At 70.3% G+C, this 16,962-nt stretch carries 15 protein-coding genes; 10 read left to right on the top strand and 5 right to left on the bottom strand.

The window, feature by feature from the left end:
• Window positions 1-173 precede the first annotated feature (173 nt).
• A complete protein-coding gene (locus K8640_RS30660) occupies window positions 174-1,073 on the bottom strand; it encodes a LysR family transcriptional regulator (protein ID WP_223750318.1) in 900 nt (299 codons plus the stop codon).
• A 104-nt stretch (window positions 1,074-1,177) separates the two neighbouring features.
• Between K8640_RS30660 and K8640_RS30655 the strand changes: the two genes are divergently transcribed.
• Window positions 1,178-2,044: an aldo/keto reductase family oxidoreductase gene (locus tag K8640_RS30655; RefSeq protein WP_223750317.1), complete on the top strand. Its 867-nt coding sequence runs from the start codon at window positions 1,178-1,180 to the stop codon at window positions 2,042-2,044.
• 38 nt (window positions 2,045-2,082) lie between these two features.
• On the opposite strand, the gene K8640_RS30650 is transcribed toward K8640_RS30655, so the two are convergent.
• A complete protein-coding gene (locus tag K8640_RS30650) occupies window positions 2,083-2,454 on the bottom strand; it encodes a hypothetical protein (RefSeq protein WP_223750316.1) in 372 nt (123 codons plus the stop codon).
• A 479-nt stretch (window positions 2,455-2,933) separates the two neighbouring features.
• Window positions 2,934-3,494 carry a sugar O-acetyltransferase gene (locus K8640_RS42945; protein WP_305070693.1) on the bottom strand — a complete coding sequence of 187 codons (561 nt, stop codon included), beginning with the start codon at window positions 3,492-3,494 and terminating at the stop codon, window positions 2,934-2,936.
• Between the two features lie 126 nt (window positions 3,495-3,620).
• Here K8640_RS42945 and K8640_RS30640 point away from each other — a divergent pair, with 126 nt between their 5' ends.
• From K8640_RS30640 to K8640_RS30620, 5 genes are all read left to right on the top strand, one after another.
• On the top strand, window positions 3,621-3,989 hold the full coding sequence (locus tag K8640_RS30640) for a YciI family protein (RefSeq protein ID WP_223750315.1): 369 nt from the start codon (window positions 3,621-3,623) through the stop codon (window positions 3,987-3,989).
• 274 nt (window positions 3,990-4,263) lie between these two features.
• Complete coding sequence (locus tag K8640_RS30635) at window positions 4,264-5,277, top strand: hypothetical protein (RefSeq protein ID WP_223750314.1); 1,014 nt, start codon at window positions 4,264-4,266, stop codon at window positions 5,275-5,277.
• 12 nt (window positions 5,278-5,289) lie between these two features.
• Window positions 5,290-5,928: a VOC family protein gene (locus K8640_RS30630; RefSeq protein WP_223750313.1), complete on the top strand. Its 639-nt coding sequence runs from the start codon at window positions 5,290-5,292 to the stop codon at window positions 5,926-5,928.
• A 24-nt stretch (window positions 5,929-5,952) separates the two neighbouring features.
• Entirely contained in the window at window positions 5,953-7,365 is a 1,413-nt protein-coding gene (locus K8640_RS30625) for a hypothetical protein (RefSeq protein ID WP_223750312.1), read from the top strand.
• Complete coding sequence (locus K8640_RS30620; RefSeq protein ID WP_223750311.1) at window positions 7,362-8,552, top strand: MFS transporter; 1,191 nt, start codon at window positions 7,362-7,364, stop codon at window positions 8,550-8,552. The genes K8640_RS30625 and K8640_RS30620 overlap by 4 nt, the downstream gene beginning before the upstream one ends.
• 16 nt (window positions 8,553-8,568) lie before the next feature.
• On the opposite strand, the gene K8640_RS30615 is transcribed toward K8640_RS30620, so the two are convergent.
• Window positions 8,569-10,014, bottom strand: a complete 1,446-nt coding sequence (locus K8640_RS30615; protein ID WP_223750310.1) for a condensation domain-containing protein — start codon at window positions 10,012-10,014, stop codon at window positions 8,569-8,571.
• A gap of 298 nt (window positions 10,015-10,312) precedes the next feature.
• Here K8640_RS30615 and K8640_RS30610 point away from each other — a divergent pair, with 298 nt between their 5' ends.
• The 3 genes from K8640_RS30610 (at window position 10,313) to K8640_RS30600 (ending at window position 14,322) form a co-directional block, all read left to right on the top strand.
• A complete protein-coding gene (locus tag K8640_RS30610) occupies window positions 10,313-11,287 on the top strand; it encodes an alpha/beta hydrolase fold domain-containing protein (protein ID WP_223750309.1) in 975 nt (324 codons plus the stop codon).
• A 32-nt stretch (window positions 11,288-11,319) separates the two neighbouring features.
• Entirely contained in the window at window positions 11,320-12,765 is a 1,446-nt protein-coding gene (locus K8640_RS30605; protein ID WP_223750308.1) for a chondroitinase-B domain-containing protein, read from the top strand.
• Between the two features lie 114 nt (window positions 12,766-12,879).
• Window positions 12,880-14,322, top strand: a complete 1,443-nt coding sequence (locus K8640_RS30600; RefSeq protein WP_223750307.1) for a DUF2079 domain-containing protein — start codon at window positions 12,880-12,882, stop codon at window positions 14,320-14,322.
• Here the strand turns inward: K8640_RS30600 and K8640_RS30595 are convergent.
• Window positions 14,306-15,049 carry an AraC family transcriptional regulator gene (locus K8640_RS30595; protein ID WP_223750306.1) on the bottom strand — a complete coding sequence of 248 codons (744 nt, stop codon included), beginning with the start codon at window positions 15,047-15,049 and terminating at the stop codon, window positions 14,306-14,308. The two genes, K8640_RS30600 and K8640_RS30595, sit on opposite strands and share 17 nt — an antisense overlap.
• 82 nt (window positions 15,050-15,131) lie before the next feature.
• Here K8640_RS30595 and K8640_RS30590 point away from each other — a divergent pair, with 82 nt between their 5' ends.
• Entirely contained in the window at window positions 15,132-16,955 is a 1,824-nt protein-coding gene (locus K8640_RS30590) for a long-chain fatty acid--CoA ligase (protein WP_223750305.1), read from the top strand.
• The last annotated feature ends 7 nt before the right edge of the window (window positions 16,956-16,962 follow it).

The raw sequence follows: 16,962 nt of genomic DNA, 5'->3' as shown, positions 1-16,962 counted from the left end.
TCAACGCAGGTTTTGCGTCCGCCTGCGTCACATCAATGTCAAACACGCCATTCGCGCACGATTTGCGGGAGAGTGGACTCCCCATCCTCGGTTGAGGCTTCACGCCCGGGGCCGTCACGGCCGTCAGGAGAAGGCCCTCGACCCGGGGAGGGCCCTGGCCCCGCCGCGAACGCTCAGGTCTTCATCGACCGGATGAAGTCGATGAACGCCCGCAGCGGTGTGGGGAGGTGGTGGCGGCCGGGATAATAGAGCACCGGCCCGGAGAAGCTCGGCCACCAGGACTCGAGCACGGGGACCAGCTCTCCCCGGTCCAGGTAGGGACGAAGCCAGTCCTCGAAGTCGTAGATGATGCCGGTCCCCGCCACGGCGGCGGCCACCGCCAGGTCCGTCGTCGTCCCGAGGCCGACGATGAGCGGGCCCTTCGGCTCGACGTTGAGCGTCACCCCGTCGCGCTCGAACTCCCACGCGTGCAGCGGCCCCTTCGTGAACCGGCCCCCCAGGCAGTCATGGTTCAGGAGCTCTTTCGGATGCCTGGGGCGCCCACGCCGCGCGAGATACGCGGGCGAGGCGGCGGCCGCGAAGCGCTGGACACGCGGACCGATGGGCACCGCCACCATGTCCTGCGCGAGCCGCTCCTCGTAGCGGATGCCCGCGTCATAGCCCTCGGCCACCACGTCGACCAGGCGCTCCTCCGCGATGACCTCCATGCGGATGTCGGGGTACTTCGCCAGGAACGGCGGCACGATGCGGGGCAACACCAGCCGCGCCGCCGCGATGGGGACATTGAGCCGCAGCCGCCCCGCCGGTCGGCCGCGGAAGTCGTTGACCACGTCCAACGCCGAGCGGACCTCCCCCAGCGCGGGCTCCAGCCGCTCGAGCAGCCGCGCCCCCGCGTCCGTCAGCGTCACGCTCCGCGTCGTCCGGTGGAGCAGCCGGACCCCCAGCCGGGCCTCCAGCCGGCGGACGGCGTCCCCCAGCCGCGAGGCGCTGCTGCCCGTCACCCGCGCCGCGCCGCGAAATCCGCCCTCACGCGCCACCGCCCTGAAGGCCGTCAGGTCCGAGAACTCATCCATCACTGTGCGGATTTTCGCACAGCCCGTGCGCATTGCCACCGATTGTCGCGCAGCGGCGCCCTCCGTAGAGAAAGGGAGAACCTCGAATCCCAAGGACCTCCACCATGTCTCCCATCCCCCAGACCTATCGCCTCGGCACCCACACCGTCCGCCGCGTGGGTTACGGCGCCATGCAGCTCGCCGGCCCCGGTGTCTTCGGTCCACCCAGGGACCGTAAGGCGGCCCTCGCCGTGCTGCGCGAGGCCATCGAGCAGGGCGTCGACCACCTGGACACCAGCGACATCTACGGCCCGCATGTGACGAACCAGCTCATCCGAGAGGCGCTGCACCCCTATCGCGACGGGCTGGTCATCGCCACGAAGGTGGGCGCGGTGCGTGGCCCCCAGGGCTCCTGGGAGCCCGCGTCCTCTCCCGAGGACCTCGAGCGCTCGGTCCACGACAACCTGCGCAACCTCGGCCTCGACGTGCTGGACGTCGTGAACCTCCGGGCCATGTTCAGCGCCGAGGGCCCGGTGGAGGGCTCCATCGAGGCGCCCCTCACCGCGCTCGCCGAGCTCCAGCAGCGCGGGCTCATCCGCCACATCGGCCTGAGCAACGTCACCCCGACGCAGGTCGCCGAGGGCCGCAAGCTCGTCGACATCGTCTGCGTGCAGAACCACTACAACCTGGCGCACAGGCATGACGACGCGCTCATCGACCAGCTCGCCGCCACGGGGACGGCCTACGTGCCGTTCTTCCCGCTGGGCGGCTTCACCCCGCTGCAGTCGAGCACGCTGAACGACGTGGCCACGCGCCTGGGCGCGACGCCGATGCAGGTCGCCCTGGCGTGGCTGCTGCACCGCGCCCCCAACGTGCTGCTCATCCCTGGCACGTCGTCACGCCCCCACCTCCGGGAGAACCTCGCGAGCGCCTCGCTTTCGCTGAGCGCCGGGGACCTGGACCTGCTCAACCGCCTCACCGAGCGGGGCTGACCGCGCGCGGGACACCCCGCGCGGCGTCCCGCCCGACGTCAGTTGCCGCGGTAGGTCGTGTCGAGGATGCCGACGCCAGCCCCCTCCACGTAGAGGGCGACCCGCGTGCCCTGGGTGGCGGCCTGGGTGGCGCGCTCGAACAGCCCCAGGCGCTCCGCTTCACTGTACTGGTAGCCCGCCGAAGCGGCGCTCGCGCCCAGGTAGTAGTAGTTGCCGACGAAGCTCCCCGTGCAGTTCGCCGCCGTGTACACCTGCACGACCACATAGCCCTGGCCGTAGGTGAGATTGGGCTGACGCGTGTACGTGGCCGCGCAGACGTAGCCATTCACGGTGATGGGCGCCGCCAGCGCCGGATTGGCAAACCCGACCGACATCATCACCGCCGAGACAACGAGGGACGCTCGCTTCATGGTGTTGCTCCTTCCAATGGGGACTTGGATTGGAATTCCCACAGCCAGGATGGATGCCGGGCTCCGGAGAAATGACTTTGGCCTTTCCACACAAACCAACGCGCGAGCCGCTTTTTCTTCCCGAGGGTGCGGGCTTCTCCAACGCGAATCGCACTCGGTATTGGCCCGGGGAGGTATCGACGGCACGGGGGGCTCCTCGGGTACGACTACGGCTCCATCATGCGCGACTCGCGCACGGCGTTCTCGAGCAACGGGCTGCCGACCATCGAGCCCCTGGGGCGGGCAGGCCATCGGCCAGCGCGCCTCGAACGGCAAAGAACGACGTGGTGGCCGAGGGCGGTGGCAGCGGCACGGTGAACGCCAACCGCACCGCCGTGGGCGCGTGGGAGCAGCTCATCATCACCTTCGAGTGAGTCGCGGCCCGCCGGCCAGCCCTTGCGTCGTGGCAGGCCGCGCGGGTCGAGTGGCCCCGGTGTGGCTCACCACCGTCGGTGGACGGTCGCCTTCGGGCCCGTCACCAGGCTCGCGTCCGGCACGTCGTCGCAGACGATGGCTCCGGCCGCGACCACCGCGTCGCGACCAATCCGGACCCCGGGAAGAATCGTCGCCCCCGCGCCAATCCACGCGTTCTGGGCCACCTCGATGGGCGCGCCCGTGAGGTACAGCCGCCGGTCCCCCGGGTCCACCGGGTGGCTCATCGTGATGAAGGTGACCTTCGGGCCGACCATCACCCCTTCGCCCAGCCGGATGCCGGCATGGTCGAGGAACGTGCAACCCTGGTTGATGAACACCCGCTCGGCCAGCTCCAGCCGCAGCCCATGGTCCGTGTAGAACGGCGGATAGACGGTGACCCGCTTGGGCAGCGGCCGCCCGAGAATCTGCTCGAGCAGCGCCGCCTTGCCCGCCTCGTCGTCGAACGGTAGGACGTTGAGGCGTGACGTCAGCCCGGTGACGTGCAGCACCCGCTGGCTCATCGCCGCGAACTCGGGGCTGAAGGCCCGCTCTCCTCTCGCGAGGGACTCCGGGTCGTGGATGCGCATGAGGTTCTCGAGGGGCATCCCACGAGCCTGGCCCTCGGGCCGCGCCCGCGTCCAGCGCCAGGAAACGCTTCAGCCCGGGCGGCGGATGGAGGACGCTGGGCGCCCCCCCCACGCACGGAGTCGGTGATGACGTACATGCTGTTGGTCATGGAGGAGAGCAAGCGCAAGCGGAGCCGGACGCCGGAAGAAGGCCGCCGCGAGATGGAGCGGATGGTGGGCTTCGTCCAGGACCTCCAGGCGCGCGGGCTCTGGAAGGGCAGCGACTCCCTCCGGTCCGTCTCGGAGGGGGTCCGGATCGAGGTCCGGGACCACCAGCGCACCCTGCGTGATGGCCCCTTCGCCGAATCCAAGGAGGTTGTCGGAGGCTACGTCCTCTTCGACTGCGCGAGCCGGGAAGAAGCGCTCGCCATCGCCAGCCAGTGTCCCGCGGCCGAGTGGTCCACCGTCGAGCTGCGCGAAATCGGCGTCTGCTACGAGGAGGAGGACCCGGGCTGAGGCCCCCGCCTCCGTGCCTCGCCAGGAGGTTGGTGCAGTGGAACTCTTCGCTCGGACTGTTGCGTGTCTGCCCTGAAGCGCCCACCAACTCCTTTCAGCTTCCAGGAGACTGGGGTGGTCTCCGCACCCCATCCCTATCAATTCAAGATTAATATGGACTACTAGACATACCGGTAGTATCTGCGCGCCCCAGCTCGAAGCTGAGTCGGGGGCCGAGATGACTCGTGTCGCGAGGTCAGACGGAAAATCCGCAAGTCCTCACACCGAAGTGGCGGTGCTGAAATGGCTGCCTTCGCAGGCGGAATACCTGCATCAACAGGCCGTGCGGTTGGCTCGGGCAGGGGGACCACAAGCCGCGGGGGTCCGTGAGCGCGCCGAGGCCAGCGCGAGCGCGCTGCGAGAGCTGCTGGACCCCGGGCAGCGCGCCGTGGTGGATGGCTATGCCAGCAATCGCACCACCCTGCTGGTGGTCGAGGGCATGCGAGAGGTGGGCGAGGGCGTCCCCGAGACGAGGCCGTCGCTCGAGTCCTTGAAGGTCGACTTCGATTGCCAGGTGCTCGCGTCACGCAGCCAGCTCCTGTTGAACCTCTGTGACAATCGCGCCTTCGCGTACGATTTGGATTACAATGAAATGGTCCGCATCGTCGGCAACTTCAAGGGGGGCGGCCAGCACAAGATTCCAGAGGAGCCCGCGCCCGAGGACGTGGAGCTCTCCTCCCACTCCGGGCTCGCGCTCGGCGCCCACACCGAGCCGCCGTATTACTGCTCGTTCCACGCGACGCAGCGGCGCTCCCCGGCGCCCTCGACGCTGATTCTGACGGCGCGGTGGAATCCGCTCCAGGAGCCGACCCAGGTCATCCCGGTGACGCCGGTGCTGGAGGCCCTGGGAGAGCCGGTGGTCGACGCGTTGACCCGCAAGCACTATCAATTCACCCGGCCCGACTCCTACGTCCCCGGTGACGAGGACGGCCGCGACGTCTCCATCGTGGACTACAACCCACACGGCGACTACGCGTTCCGGTTCAGCGCCTATCGCTTCTCCGCGTGCGCCGGGGCGCCGGAGACCGCGCACAGGGCCCTCGCCGCGCTGCAGGCCGGCATCGCGAACGCCGAGCGGCTCCAGGTGACGCTGGACTCCAGCAAGGCCATCCTCATCAACAACACCAAGGCCCTGCACTGCCGCGACAGCATCAAGGACAACCGGCGCATCCTCGTGCGACTGTTCGGCTACAACCGCTTCTCGACCGCCATCGTCCAGTCGACCGACCCGATGCTGGTCCAGGGCTGACCCCGCGACACCATGCCTCGACTCGACCACCTCTCCGTCATCGCACCCTCGCTCGTCGAAGGCATCTCACACCTCCGGGAGTGCCTGGGCCTCGACATCCCCTTCGGCCGCAAGCACATCCACATGGGCACGCACAATCACCTGCTCCGGCTGGGTGAGGCCGCCTATCTGGAGGTGATTGCCATCGACGAGGAGGCGCCGCCCCCCGCGCACCCCCGGTGGTTCGGGCTGGACGACCGCGCGGCGGTGCGGCGGGCGTGGGACGGCGGCAGGCGCCTGCGGGGCTGGGTGGCGAGCACCGACCACTTCGCCCGGGACCTGGCCCGGCACCCGGGCGTCTTCGGTGAGCCGCGCGAGTTCCACGCCGGCGCGTCCAGCTACTTCTTCGCCGTGCCCGTGGACGGCTCGCTGCCGATGGGGGGCGTCGTGCCCTCGCTCATCGACCGCAAGGGGGCACGCCCGACGCTCGCGCCCCAGACCGAGCGGGGCTGTGAGCTTCTGGCCTTCACGCTCGAGCACCCGGACCCGGCCGGCATCGCCCGGCTGTACGAGGCACTCGACATCCCTGGCGCGCCCGCCGTGAAGCACGGCGAGGCGCTCCGCTATACCGCGACGATTCGCACGCCGTCGGGAATCCGCATCCTGACTTGAACCCTGGGGTCGACGATGTCCAAGGTGGCTTCTCCCTTTCAGAAAGATGGCGGCGGTCTGGCGCTGTGTCCCTACGACGCGGAGCTCGACGCGCTGCTGGCCCGGGCCTCGGCCGACGAGCGTGAGCACATCGCGGCGGCACAGCGCGACCTGCGCGCGACGGCGCTCGACCACCGGCTCCAGTTCGACGCCAACCACGCCTATCCGGTGTGCCTGCGGCCGACCCTCATCGACGCGGACTGGGCCGCGGAGCTGAAGCTCGCCGGCGAGCGCTTCATCCGGGTGTTCGACGACGTGCTGGAGCTGTACCGCCACGACGACGAGGTCCGCGGGCTCTATCGCGGCTATGAGCCGGTGCGTGACTACCTGCTCGCGGCGCCCGGGTTCCGGCCGCTCACGCGCATCTGCCGCTTCGACGGCCTGGTGGCGCCGGACGGCCGCTACCTCATCCTGGAGACCAACACCGACTGTCCCGCGAACCTGTTCGCGTCCGGCATGGCGACGCGGCTGTGGCGCTCGCGGCCCAACCCCATCCTGGCCGCGTGGGGGCGCGACGTGGAGTGGGTCCCCCAGCCCATCGTGGAGACGCGCAACCTGTTCATCTCGGAGATGCTGGACACCTATCGCGCGGACAAGGGACGTGAGCCGAGCGAGGTCCGCATCGTCAACTACAACGGCCGCTTCACCAGCGAGACCGACCTCATCATCCAGGGCTTCGACGAGCGCGGCATCCACTGCGAGTTCATCGACCTGCGGGAGCTGGCGCCGGGCGCGGGCCACGTGACGCACCGGGGGACGCGCATCGACCTCGTCTACAACAAGTGGGACCTGCGCGACCTGGTCCGGTGCCCCGACGCCGCCCCCTACCTGCGCGCGGTGGCGGACGGAGACGTGGTCAGCGTGAACCCGCTGGCCTGCCAGTGGCTCTACGCGGACAAGTCCATCCTGGCGCTCCTGAGCGACCCGCGGTTCTGCGACCACTTCTCACCGGCGGACCGCCAGCTGTTCCAGCGCCACGTGCCGTGGACGCGCGTGGTGGCGCCCGGGCGCTCCATCTCCATGGAGGGCGACGCGGTGGACCTGTGCGACTACCTCCAGCGCAACAGGTCCCGCTTCCTGCTCAAGCCGACCAACGCCACGTGGGGCGACGGCATCGTGATTGGGAACAAGGCGCGGGAGGAGGACTGGCGGCGCGCCGTCGAGACCGCGGCGTCCGACGCCTCGTACGTGGCCCAGGAGTACATCCAGGGCCACGTCGTCCACTGTCCGGACCCGACGACGGGCGAAATCACCCAGCGCATCGCGGACCTCAACATGTTCATCTTCGGCGGCAAGGCGGTGGGCTTCCTGTCGCGGGCCAACCAGAGTCCCATCATGAGCCTCTACAAGGGCGGCGCGATGCTGCCGGTCCTGGTCGCGCGCCACCCGGCGTCATGAGTCCACCCCTCCCGGACGCCGCCGCGTGGCGGAGCATCTTCACGATTTCGTTCCTGGTCGGCATGTTCGCCGTCGCGGTGGGGGGCACGCCCGTGTTGCTCGGCGTGCTGCTGGCCCGCCAGGGCGTGGCCGACAGCGTGATTGGCATCTCCGCGGCGTGCAGCCCGCTGGGGCTGATTGCCTCGTCGTTCGTGATTCCGTGGGCGGCCGAGCGGTTCGGCGCGGTGCGCATCGGCGTCGCCAGCTGCCTGCTCGGCCTGACGGCGATGGTGGCGATGGCGCTCGTGCCCCAGCCGCTGCTGTGGATTGTCGCGCGCCTGCTGTGGGGCCTGGCGGTGGGCGGCTTCTACATCGTCAACAAGGCCTGGCTCGCGCAGCTCACGCCCTCGGGGCGCCGGGGCCGGGTGTTCGGCATCTACACGTCGTTCCTGTCCGCGGGCTTCGCGTGTGGGCCGCTGGTGGTGGCGCTGGTGGACTTCCGCTCGCCCCACTGCTTCGCGCTGCTCGGCGCCGCGTTCATCGCGTGCGCGCTGGGGGTGTTGCTCGTCCGCCAGCGGCTGCCGGACTTCCACGGCACGGCGCGCGCGCCGGTGCTCGGGGCGCTCGGCTTGATTCCGGCGGCGCTGCTGGCGGCCGCGTCGTTCGGCGCGTTCGACCACGCGTCCCTCGCGTTCCTGCCCCGGTTCGGGGCAGCGCATGGCACGAGCACCGCGGTGATGGGCATCGGGCTGAGCGTGCTGAACGTCGGCAACGTGGTGCTGCAGCCGCCCATCGGCTGGGCGTCCGACCGCTGGGGCCGACGCCCGGTGATGATGGGCTGCGCGTTGCTCACCGTGCTGGGCGGCGCCGCGCTGCCGTGGGTCATCGGCGTCGCGACGCCCCTGCTGTTCCTGTTCCTGTTCGTCTGGGGCGCGTGCGCCTACGGCACGACGACGGTGGCGCTGGCGTCCATCGGCGACCGCTTCAGCGGGGCGCAGCTGCTCAGCTGCAGCGCCGCCATGACGATGGCGGGCGGGGTCGGGGGTGTCGCCGGCTCCTCGGCCATCGGCGTGCTGCAGGACGTGTTCGGCACCCAGGCATTCCCTCGGGCGCTCATCCTCATCTTCCTGGCGCTGGCCGTGGTCGCGGCGCGCTCGATGCGGGGCGGCAGCCCGGCCACGCTGCCCGACGCCGCCGCCACCCGGTGAGCGCGCCCGCTCGCCGTCAGAGCGAGGCGGAGGGCTGACCGCCTTCCCGGGGCGTGACACCACCGCGGACGGAGCCGCGGAGGAGGTCCTCGAGCGTGGAGCTGATGGCGGCGCGGTAGCGGTCGAACGCGTCCACGCTCTTGGGCACATCGCAGATGATGGAGTGGAGGAAGAGCCCCTCCGCGTTGCGGAGGAACCACATGTTGCCCGTGTTGGAGTGCGAGGACTCGGGCATCGTCTTCGGCCGCCAGACGTCGAGCATGTCCGCGCCGGGCAGCTTCCGGTAGTCGAGGAAGGAGAAGAAGTTGACCGGGAACGGCCACGTCCGCAGGTGGAAGTACTGCGGCGCGAGCAGCTCCCAGACCTTCACGAAGGGCACGTCGACGTTGCGCAGCAGCTCCTTGAAGCTTGTCTGGACCCCCTCGACGACCTCCGGGAACGTCATCCCGTCGGCGATGGGGAAGCGGATGGCCAGGGTGTTGACGAACCAACCGAAGGACTTGCGCCAGCGGGGGTCCTTGCGCTCACCAATGGGCATGAACCCCCGGTACACCTGGGCGCCCGAGATGTCCCGCAGGGCCATGCCCACGACGGCCAGCATGCCGATGAACAGCTTCACGCCGCGCTCCTGGCAGAGGCGCTCGAACGCCTGCGCCCCCGCGTCGTCGAGCAATCGCACGGTGCTGTTGCGGGCCGGGTACATGCGGCCTGACTCGAGGCCCAGGTCGAGCGGGATGTGGGGGAACAGGTCCCCCGCGTCCGCGATGAAGGCACGCCAGTAGTCCAGCTCGGGGCTGTCCGCGGTCAGCTTCGAATAGCGGTGGCGCTGCACGTCCCCGAAGTCGAGGTAGCTCCCCGCCACCTCGGGGACCGGCGTCAGGCCCGCGGCCAGGGCGGCGTAGTCGCGCTGCACGTCCTCCACCGCGAAGACCAGGGAGAGGCCATCACACAGGATGTGGTCGAACCCCATGTAGACGGTGGCCTGCGACGGCTCCACCACCACGCCCATCACGAACAGCGGCCACGACAGCGTGTCGATGTCCCGGTTGAACGTGGCCTGGATGTGGGCCGTCACCGCCTCGCCCGACGCGAGGTGCCCCACGTCGGTGTGCTCCAGCCGGACCTGCGCGGGCGTCATGACGTCGCAGCGCAGGTCCCCGGCGATGAGCTGCTCGAACCCGCAGCGCAGCACCTCGTGCCGCTTCACGAAGTGCAGCAGCGCCGCCTCCAGCGCGGCCAGGTCGAGCGGGCCGGGGATGCGGAACGACAGGCCAATCCAGTAGTCCTCCGAGACGTGCTCCTGCCGGGCCGACACCGCGGCCGCGAAGTGCTTCTCCTGGTTGTAGGAGGCGGGCCGGTCACCGGCCGAGAGCGAGGCGAGCGTGTTCGCGGCGGGGCGCAGTCGCCATTCGTGGACATGGCCGGCGTGGAACCCCGCCTCTTCGAGGGGGAGCTGATGCATGGAGGAAGTCCTTTCCGCGGTCTTTCGCGTGTTCGGCGCCTCGCGGACGCGAGTTCGCGTCAGTGCGCCCTGCACAGAGGCTGTGATTGCCATTCGGCACGGACAAGCCCTCTTCCGCGCCGTGTCGGGTGCATCCAGTTGGGGGCGACGCGAGACTGGAGGTGACGTCTGCCATTGCCCCCGGGATGCGGGTGAGCCGGAACACCAGGCCGAGGCAGTGTGGAGCAAGCCCCACTTCGAACGGGTGACGGTGCTACGGGCTTTCCACGCGCGCACCGGTCCGGAGTATGCAGCACGCATGACTCATCCTGATTTCGACCCGCAGCTCGCCCCGCTCCTCGCCCCGCTCGAGGGGTACGTCCCCTTGAAGATGACGCTGGAGCAGCTCGAGCACTTCCGCCGACTGAGCGACGTGACGCGGGAGGCGCTCATCGGGGACGCGCAGGTCGACTGCGTCGACCACACCATCCCGGGATATCGAGGCGACGACATCGTCGTCTCCGTCATCTCCCGCAAGGGGCACTCGGTGGCCGGGCCCGCCGTCTACCACATCCATGGTGGTGGCATGGTGATGGGGACCCGCTTCGCCGGAGCCCGGCCGCTGGTGGACTGGGCGCTGCGCCATGACGCCGTCTGCGTGAGCGTCGAGTACCGGCGGGCACCCGAGCACCCCGCGCCCACGCTGGTGGAGGACTGCTACGCGGGCCTGGAATGGATGGCCGCGAACGCGAAGTCGCTGCGCTTCAATCCCCACCAGCTCGTCATCTTCGGCGGCAGCGGCGGGGGCGGGCTCGCGGCAGGGACCACGCTGCTCGCCCGGGACAGGCAGGGGCCTCGGCTGCTCGGCCAGCTGCTGCAATGTCCCATGCTGGACGACCGCAACGAGACGACCTCCGCGCATCGGTACGACGGCGTCGGCGTCTGGGACCGGACCAGCAACCTGACCGCGTGGCGCGCCGTGCTGGGAGACCGGCTCGGCGGTCCGGAGGTGTCCCCCTACTCCGCGCCCGCGCGGGCCTCCGACCTGAGCCGGCTGCCGCCCACCTTCATCGACGTGGGAGGCGCGGAGACGTTCCGGGATGAAGCCGTCACCTACGCGAACCGGATCCTGGCGGCGGGGGGCGAGTGCGAGCTGCACGTCTGGGGTGGCGCGTTCCACGGCTTCTACGACATCGCCCCCCAGTCGGCGCTGGCGCGGGCGTGCATCGCGGCGCGGGACTCGTGGCTCGCGCGGATGTTCGCGCGCGACGCCACCCACCCCGTGACGGGGTAGACTCCGAGCCCCCCTCGCTTGGAGTCCCCTGGATGAGAACCGTCCCCCTCGTCGTCCTCCTCCTGCCGCTGTCGGGCGTCGCCGCCACGAAGAACGTGACCACCGTGGCGGAGCTGCAAGCCGCGCTGTCCTCCGCGAAGGCGGGGGACGACATCGTGCTCGCGGATGGCACCTACACGGTGAATGCGAACCTCAACTGCGCGGCGGAGGGCACGGATGCCCAGCCCATCACCGTGCGAGCGGCGAACCGGCACGCGGCGCTCATCCGCTTCAACGCCACCGAGGGCTTCAAGGTGTCGGGGCGCGCCTGGGTCTTCGACGGGCTCACCATCGAGGGCATCTGCGCCCGCGACCAGGACTGCGAGCACGCGTTCCACGTCACCGGCCACGCGGAGGGCTTCGTGCTGCGCAACAGCCGCGTGCGCGACTTCAACTCCCAGCTCAAGGCCAACGCGACGAAGAACACCAGCGGCGTCTTCGAGATGCCCCACCGGGGGCTCATCGAGCGCAACGACATCTACGACACCCGCCCGCGCGTGACGGGGACGCCCGTCAACAAGCTCAACATCGACACGGGCGACGACTGGGTGGTGCGCGACAACGAGGTGCACGACTTCTCCAAGCAGGGAGGCATCTCCTACGGCGCTTTCATGAAGAGCGGCGGCAAGCGGGGGCTCTTCGAGCGAAACCGCGTCCTGTGCGCCCGGGACCGGCCGGCCTCGGACACGCGAATCGGCCTGTCCTTCGGCGGCGGAGGCACGGGCGCGGCGTTCTGTGCGCCGGCCTTCGACGCGACGGTGCCGTGTGACCCCGAGCACTCGGATGGCATCATCCGGAACAACATCGTCGCCAACTGCTCGGATGTCGCCGTCTACCTGAACCGGGCCGCGCGCACGCAGGTGCTGTTCAACACCTTCATCGCCACGACGGGCGTGGACTTCCGCTACGCGTCCTCCACCGGCGAGGCCCACGGCAACGTGTTGTCGTCCGTCATCCGAAACCGCGACAACGGCCGCTTCACCGCGGGGACGAACCTGACGAACGTGGCCACGGGCACGTGGACGTCCTGGTACGTGGCGCCGGTCCAGGGCGACCTGACGCTGAAGGGCCCGGTGACGCAGTTGGTGGGCGCCGCCGCCCCCAGCGCCTCCGTCACCGAGGATTTCTGCCAGCGGCCCCGGCCCACGTCCGGCAACTCCACGCTGGGGGCGCTGGAGCACTCGCTCGGCGACTGCGCGCCCGTCACGCAGCAGCCTGACGCGGGCACGCCGGACGCGGGCACGCCGGACGCGGGCGGAGGAACCCCGGACGCGGGCGGAGGCACTCCGGACGCGGGCGGCGGCGTGACGGACGCGGGCACGAACCCGGACACGGGCTCCCCCGACAAGGACAGCGGCGGTTGCGGCGCCAGCCCGGGTCTGTGGCCGCTGCTCCTCGTGCTGCTCCTGCCGTTGAGCCTGCGGCGACGGTTGCGTTAGCGGCTGTCTTCCATTCCGGCCCGTGGGTGACCTGCCCACGGGCCAGGCGGGCCCCAGGGCGTGAACACTGGCGGAGCCAGTCATGACGCGCTATTGGCAAGCGCCAGCTCCACCATGGTTGCCTCCACACCTGATTCGGGCCCCGAGCGCCCGCGACCTCGACTGGCACCGCTCGCGCTGCCGCTCGTGGTCCTCCTCTGGCTGCTGCTCGTCGTCACCCCCGTCTGGCTTCAGGCCGCGCGGGCCTGTTTCCCGAACTTCGACCTGGGCATCTATTCCCAGGCAGTGGCGCGTCTGTCGTTGGCCCAGCCCAACCCGTGGATCAGCGCGCGCCAGGTGTTCATCTTCAATGACCACTTCGACCCCATCCTCTGGGTGGCACATCCGCTGGCGCGGCTCCTCCCGCCCATGTGGGCGGCGCTGGTCGTCGAGGCCCTCTTCGTGCTGCTCACCGTGGCGCCCCTGCTCTGGCTCCAGGCAAAGGGACTGCTGAGCCGCCGCGCCATCGTCCTGCTCACAGCGCTCCTGCTCTTGAGCCCCAGCGTGGTGGAGGCCCTGAAGTTCCCCGCCCACCCCACGACGTGGTCCGTGCTGCCCTGGGTGCTGACAGGCGTGGCCTTCCATCTACGACGCCCGGGGCTGCTGCTCGCCTCGCTGGTCCTCCTCTTCTCCTGCAAGGAGGAGTTCGCGTTCGGCGGCGTCATGTTGACGCTCGCGCTGCTCCTGCGGGGCGAGCGCCGCCTCGCGGCGGGCGTGGGCGCGCTGTCACTCGCCTGGCTCGCGGGCGTCTACGGGCTGCGCCCCTGGCTGCTGGGCCCCACCGTGGACTACGGCTTCCGGCTGAGCCAGGGAATGGAGGGAGGGTGGCCGCACTACCTCTCGCTCCGGCTGGCGCCGCCCCACCTGTCACGCATGGGCACCCTGGTGCTGCTGTTCGTCCCGCTGGGACTCTGGGCATGGCGCGAGCGCGTGAGGCCGGACTGGGCCTGGCTGCTGGTGCTCCTGCCGATGCTGGGCATCCGCTTCCTCGCCATGTCCTGGCGGTTCCACTACGGCGTGTCGCTCGTGGCCGCGGCGCTCATGGGCTTCCTGCCCGTCCTCCGTGCCCGGAGGCCGCCCGCGTGGGTCCTCGCCTCCACGGGCGTCATCCTCCTCGCCAGCAACGAGCCGAACCTCCGGAAGCTCACGAGCACCCTCACCTCCCCGATGACGGCTCCGCGTCACTGCCCCGCGACACCGGAGCGACTGGCGAGCCTGGCGCGGGGCGTGGACCTGCTCCAGCAGCACCGCGAGGGCTCGGCGCTGCTCGGCAGTAACCTCGTCGCGCCGCTGGCGGACCGCGACGACCTCTACGCCGTGGGAGGTCCCCAGCCCGACGAGGGGCGCGTCCACGAATGGGTCTTCATCGAGAAGCCACCCCATGGCGACGTCTGGCCCCTCACGCCCGAGCGGGTGAGCGAGCTCATCGACGTGTGGCGCAAGGACGCGGGCACCCGGGTCCTCATCGACGACGAGCACGTCTTCCTGGCCCGAGGGCGCTTCACGGCGCACCGCTGACGCGCGTCTCGAAGAGGGTCCCCGTGAGGCCGTCGGTGAAGACCTTCGAGGGCGGCAGGCCGAACATCCCTCGGAACAGCCGGGAGAAGTGCGCCGAGTCGTAGAAGCCCGCGGCGTGCGCGACCTCGGTGAGGCTCCTCCCCCGGAGCGCGAGCGCCGCGGCCGCCTGCATCCGGTGCCACGCGCGATACGCCCCCATCGGCACGCCGACCTGCTCGCTGAACCGGTGCTCGACGAGCGAGGTCGAAGCCCCCACCCGCCGCGCCAACCCCACCGCGTCCGCGGGCGCCGACTCCCGCGTGGGAGCAGCAAGCCACGCGGCGACCCGCGCGATGCGCGCGTCGACCTCCCGCGGGCAAGGCCCCAGGTGCAGCGCCTGCTGGAAGAGCTCCGTCCAGGGCTGCGGGTGTCGCGCACCGAGGGCGGTCTCCACGGCCGCGCGCACCGCGCTCGCGTCGACCTGATGGCGCAGCTTCACGCCGGGCTCCAGGAACAGCACCGCGGCGCGCCCACCCTGGAAGTCGAGCGCGTGCCATTGCCACCCCCGCACGAAGGTGGCCTCGTGCTGCCCGACACGACCGTCGCCGTCGACGAGCTCGAACGCATCATCCAATCCCACGAGCACGGCGTTGGCGGCGAACCGATGCCGGGGCAACTCGTGGAAGCGGCCGACGTAGAGCGCTCGACCTCCGCCCAGCAACAAGTGGCTCCGCATCTGCAGAATCATACAAGCCGGCCCGTGGCGCCGCACCTAGCGTGGCTTCGTGAAACAAGCCGCTCCCCTGCCCGCCACGCACCGAGGAGGCCCCATGGCCGAGGTCCACCCGTCCCTCCCCCAGATGATTCTCGACCGGGCGAACGCGTCGCCGCATCGCGTCGCGTTCCGCGTCAGACATGACGACACCTATGTGGACCACCGCTGGTCGGAGCTGCTGCCGCGAATCGAGGCACTCGCCGCGGGGCTGTTGAGCGCGGGCACGGTGGACGACGGCGCGTGCATCACCCTCGTCGGCAACACCTCGATGGCGTCCTGTCTCGTCGACTTCGCGGCCCTGCGCGTCGGCCTCAAGACGGTGCCCGTCTACGCCAGCCTGCTGCCCGAGGAGGTGGGCTACATGCACGTGGACACCGCCGCGCAGCTCATCGTCGTGGACGACGCGAACCAGCTCGACAAGGTGCGCGCCTTCCGTGCGGGCTTCACCTTCTTCGACCGGCACTACCCACCCGACGCGCTCCCCGCGCGCGCCAGGGTGGTGGTCATCCACCCGGCGGGGCTTGCTCCCGCCGATGACTGGGAGAGCCTGGAGGCGCTCGAGGCTCGCGGGCGCACCCGACGGGCGGAGCTGGAGGACGAGGTGCGCCGCAGGGCGTCGCTGATTCGACGCGAGCACGTCGCGACCTTCACGTACACGTCGGGGACCACCGGCGCGCCGAAGGCGGTGATTCAAACCCACGACAACATGCTGGCGATGCTCGAGGACGTCGGCACCGCGCGGCTCCTGGATGACAACGTGCTCACGCACGGCCTGTTCCTCTTCCTCCCCGCCGCGCACTCCTTCGGACGCATGGTGGAGTTCGCGGGCCCCTTCTTCGGCGCGCCGCTGGTGATGTCGTCGGTGCCCACGCTGGCGGCGGACCTGGTCGCCTCGCGCCCGGGCTTCTTCCCCGCGGCCCCGCGCATCTTCGAGAAGATGATGGCGAAGGTCACCAGCACCATCGAGGGCGAGCGGGGCTTGCGCCGCTGGATGCTGGACTGGGCCCTGGGCGTGGGGCGCCGCGCCGCGACCCACGGCAAGTCCCGGCCCCTGTGGCTGGAGGCGCAGCGGGCCCTGGCGGACCGGCTCGTGCTGTCGAAGCTGCGCGCGCGCCTGGGCCTGGACCACGCCTCCGTGCTCCTGTCCGGCGCCGCCGCGCTTCGCGTCGACGTGCAGCTGTTCTTCCTCTCGCTCGGGCTGACCATCCTGGAGGCCTATGGGCTCACGGAGACATGTCCCGGGCTCACCATCAATCCCAGGGAGGACGTGCGCCCTGGCACGGTGGGACGCGCGTTCTCCCGCTGCCAGCTCAAGGTGGACGCGGATGGCGAGCTGCTCGCGCGCGGACCGAACATCTCACGGGGCTACCTGAACCGTCCGGAGGCCACGGCGGAGGCCTTCGATGCCGACGGGTGGTTCCGGACCGGAGACCTCGCCTCCATCGACGCGGAGGGCTTCGTCCGGGTGACGGGGCGCAAGAAGGAGCTGCTCAAGACGAGCGGCGGGAAGTACGTGGCGCCGCTGAAAATCGAGGCGCAGCTCAAGCGACACCCGCTGGTCCAGGAGGCCGTCGTGCTGGGCGACGGACGCAACTACTGCACGGCCATGTTCGCGCTCGACCCGGAGATACTCGCCATGGTGGCCCAGCGAGAGGGCATCCCCGCCGACCCCGCGCACCCGCGCATCAACGACATCCTGAAGGCCCTGGTGGAAGAGACCAACGCGGGCCTGGCGTCCTTCGAGCGCATCAAGACGTTCCGTGTCTCCCCGGGCCCGTTCACGGTGGATGGCGGCGAGCTCACCGCGTCGCTCAAGGTCAAGCGCCACGCCGTCACCCGCAAACACTCGGCGCTCATCGAGTCGATGTACGGGGCCTAGGCGTCGT

Origin of the sequence: Myxococcus sp. XM-1-1-1 (assembly GCF_020037095.1) — a bacterium.
Taxonomy (GTDB): Bacteria; Myxococcota; Myxococcia; order Myxococcales; family Myxococcaceae; genus Myxococcus; species Myxococcus fulvus.
This window is presented reverse-complemented; position numbering and strand designations above follow the sequence as displayed.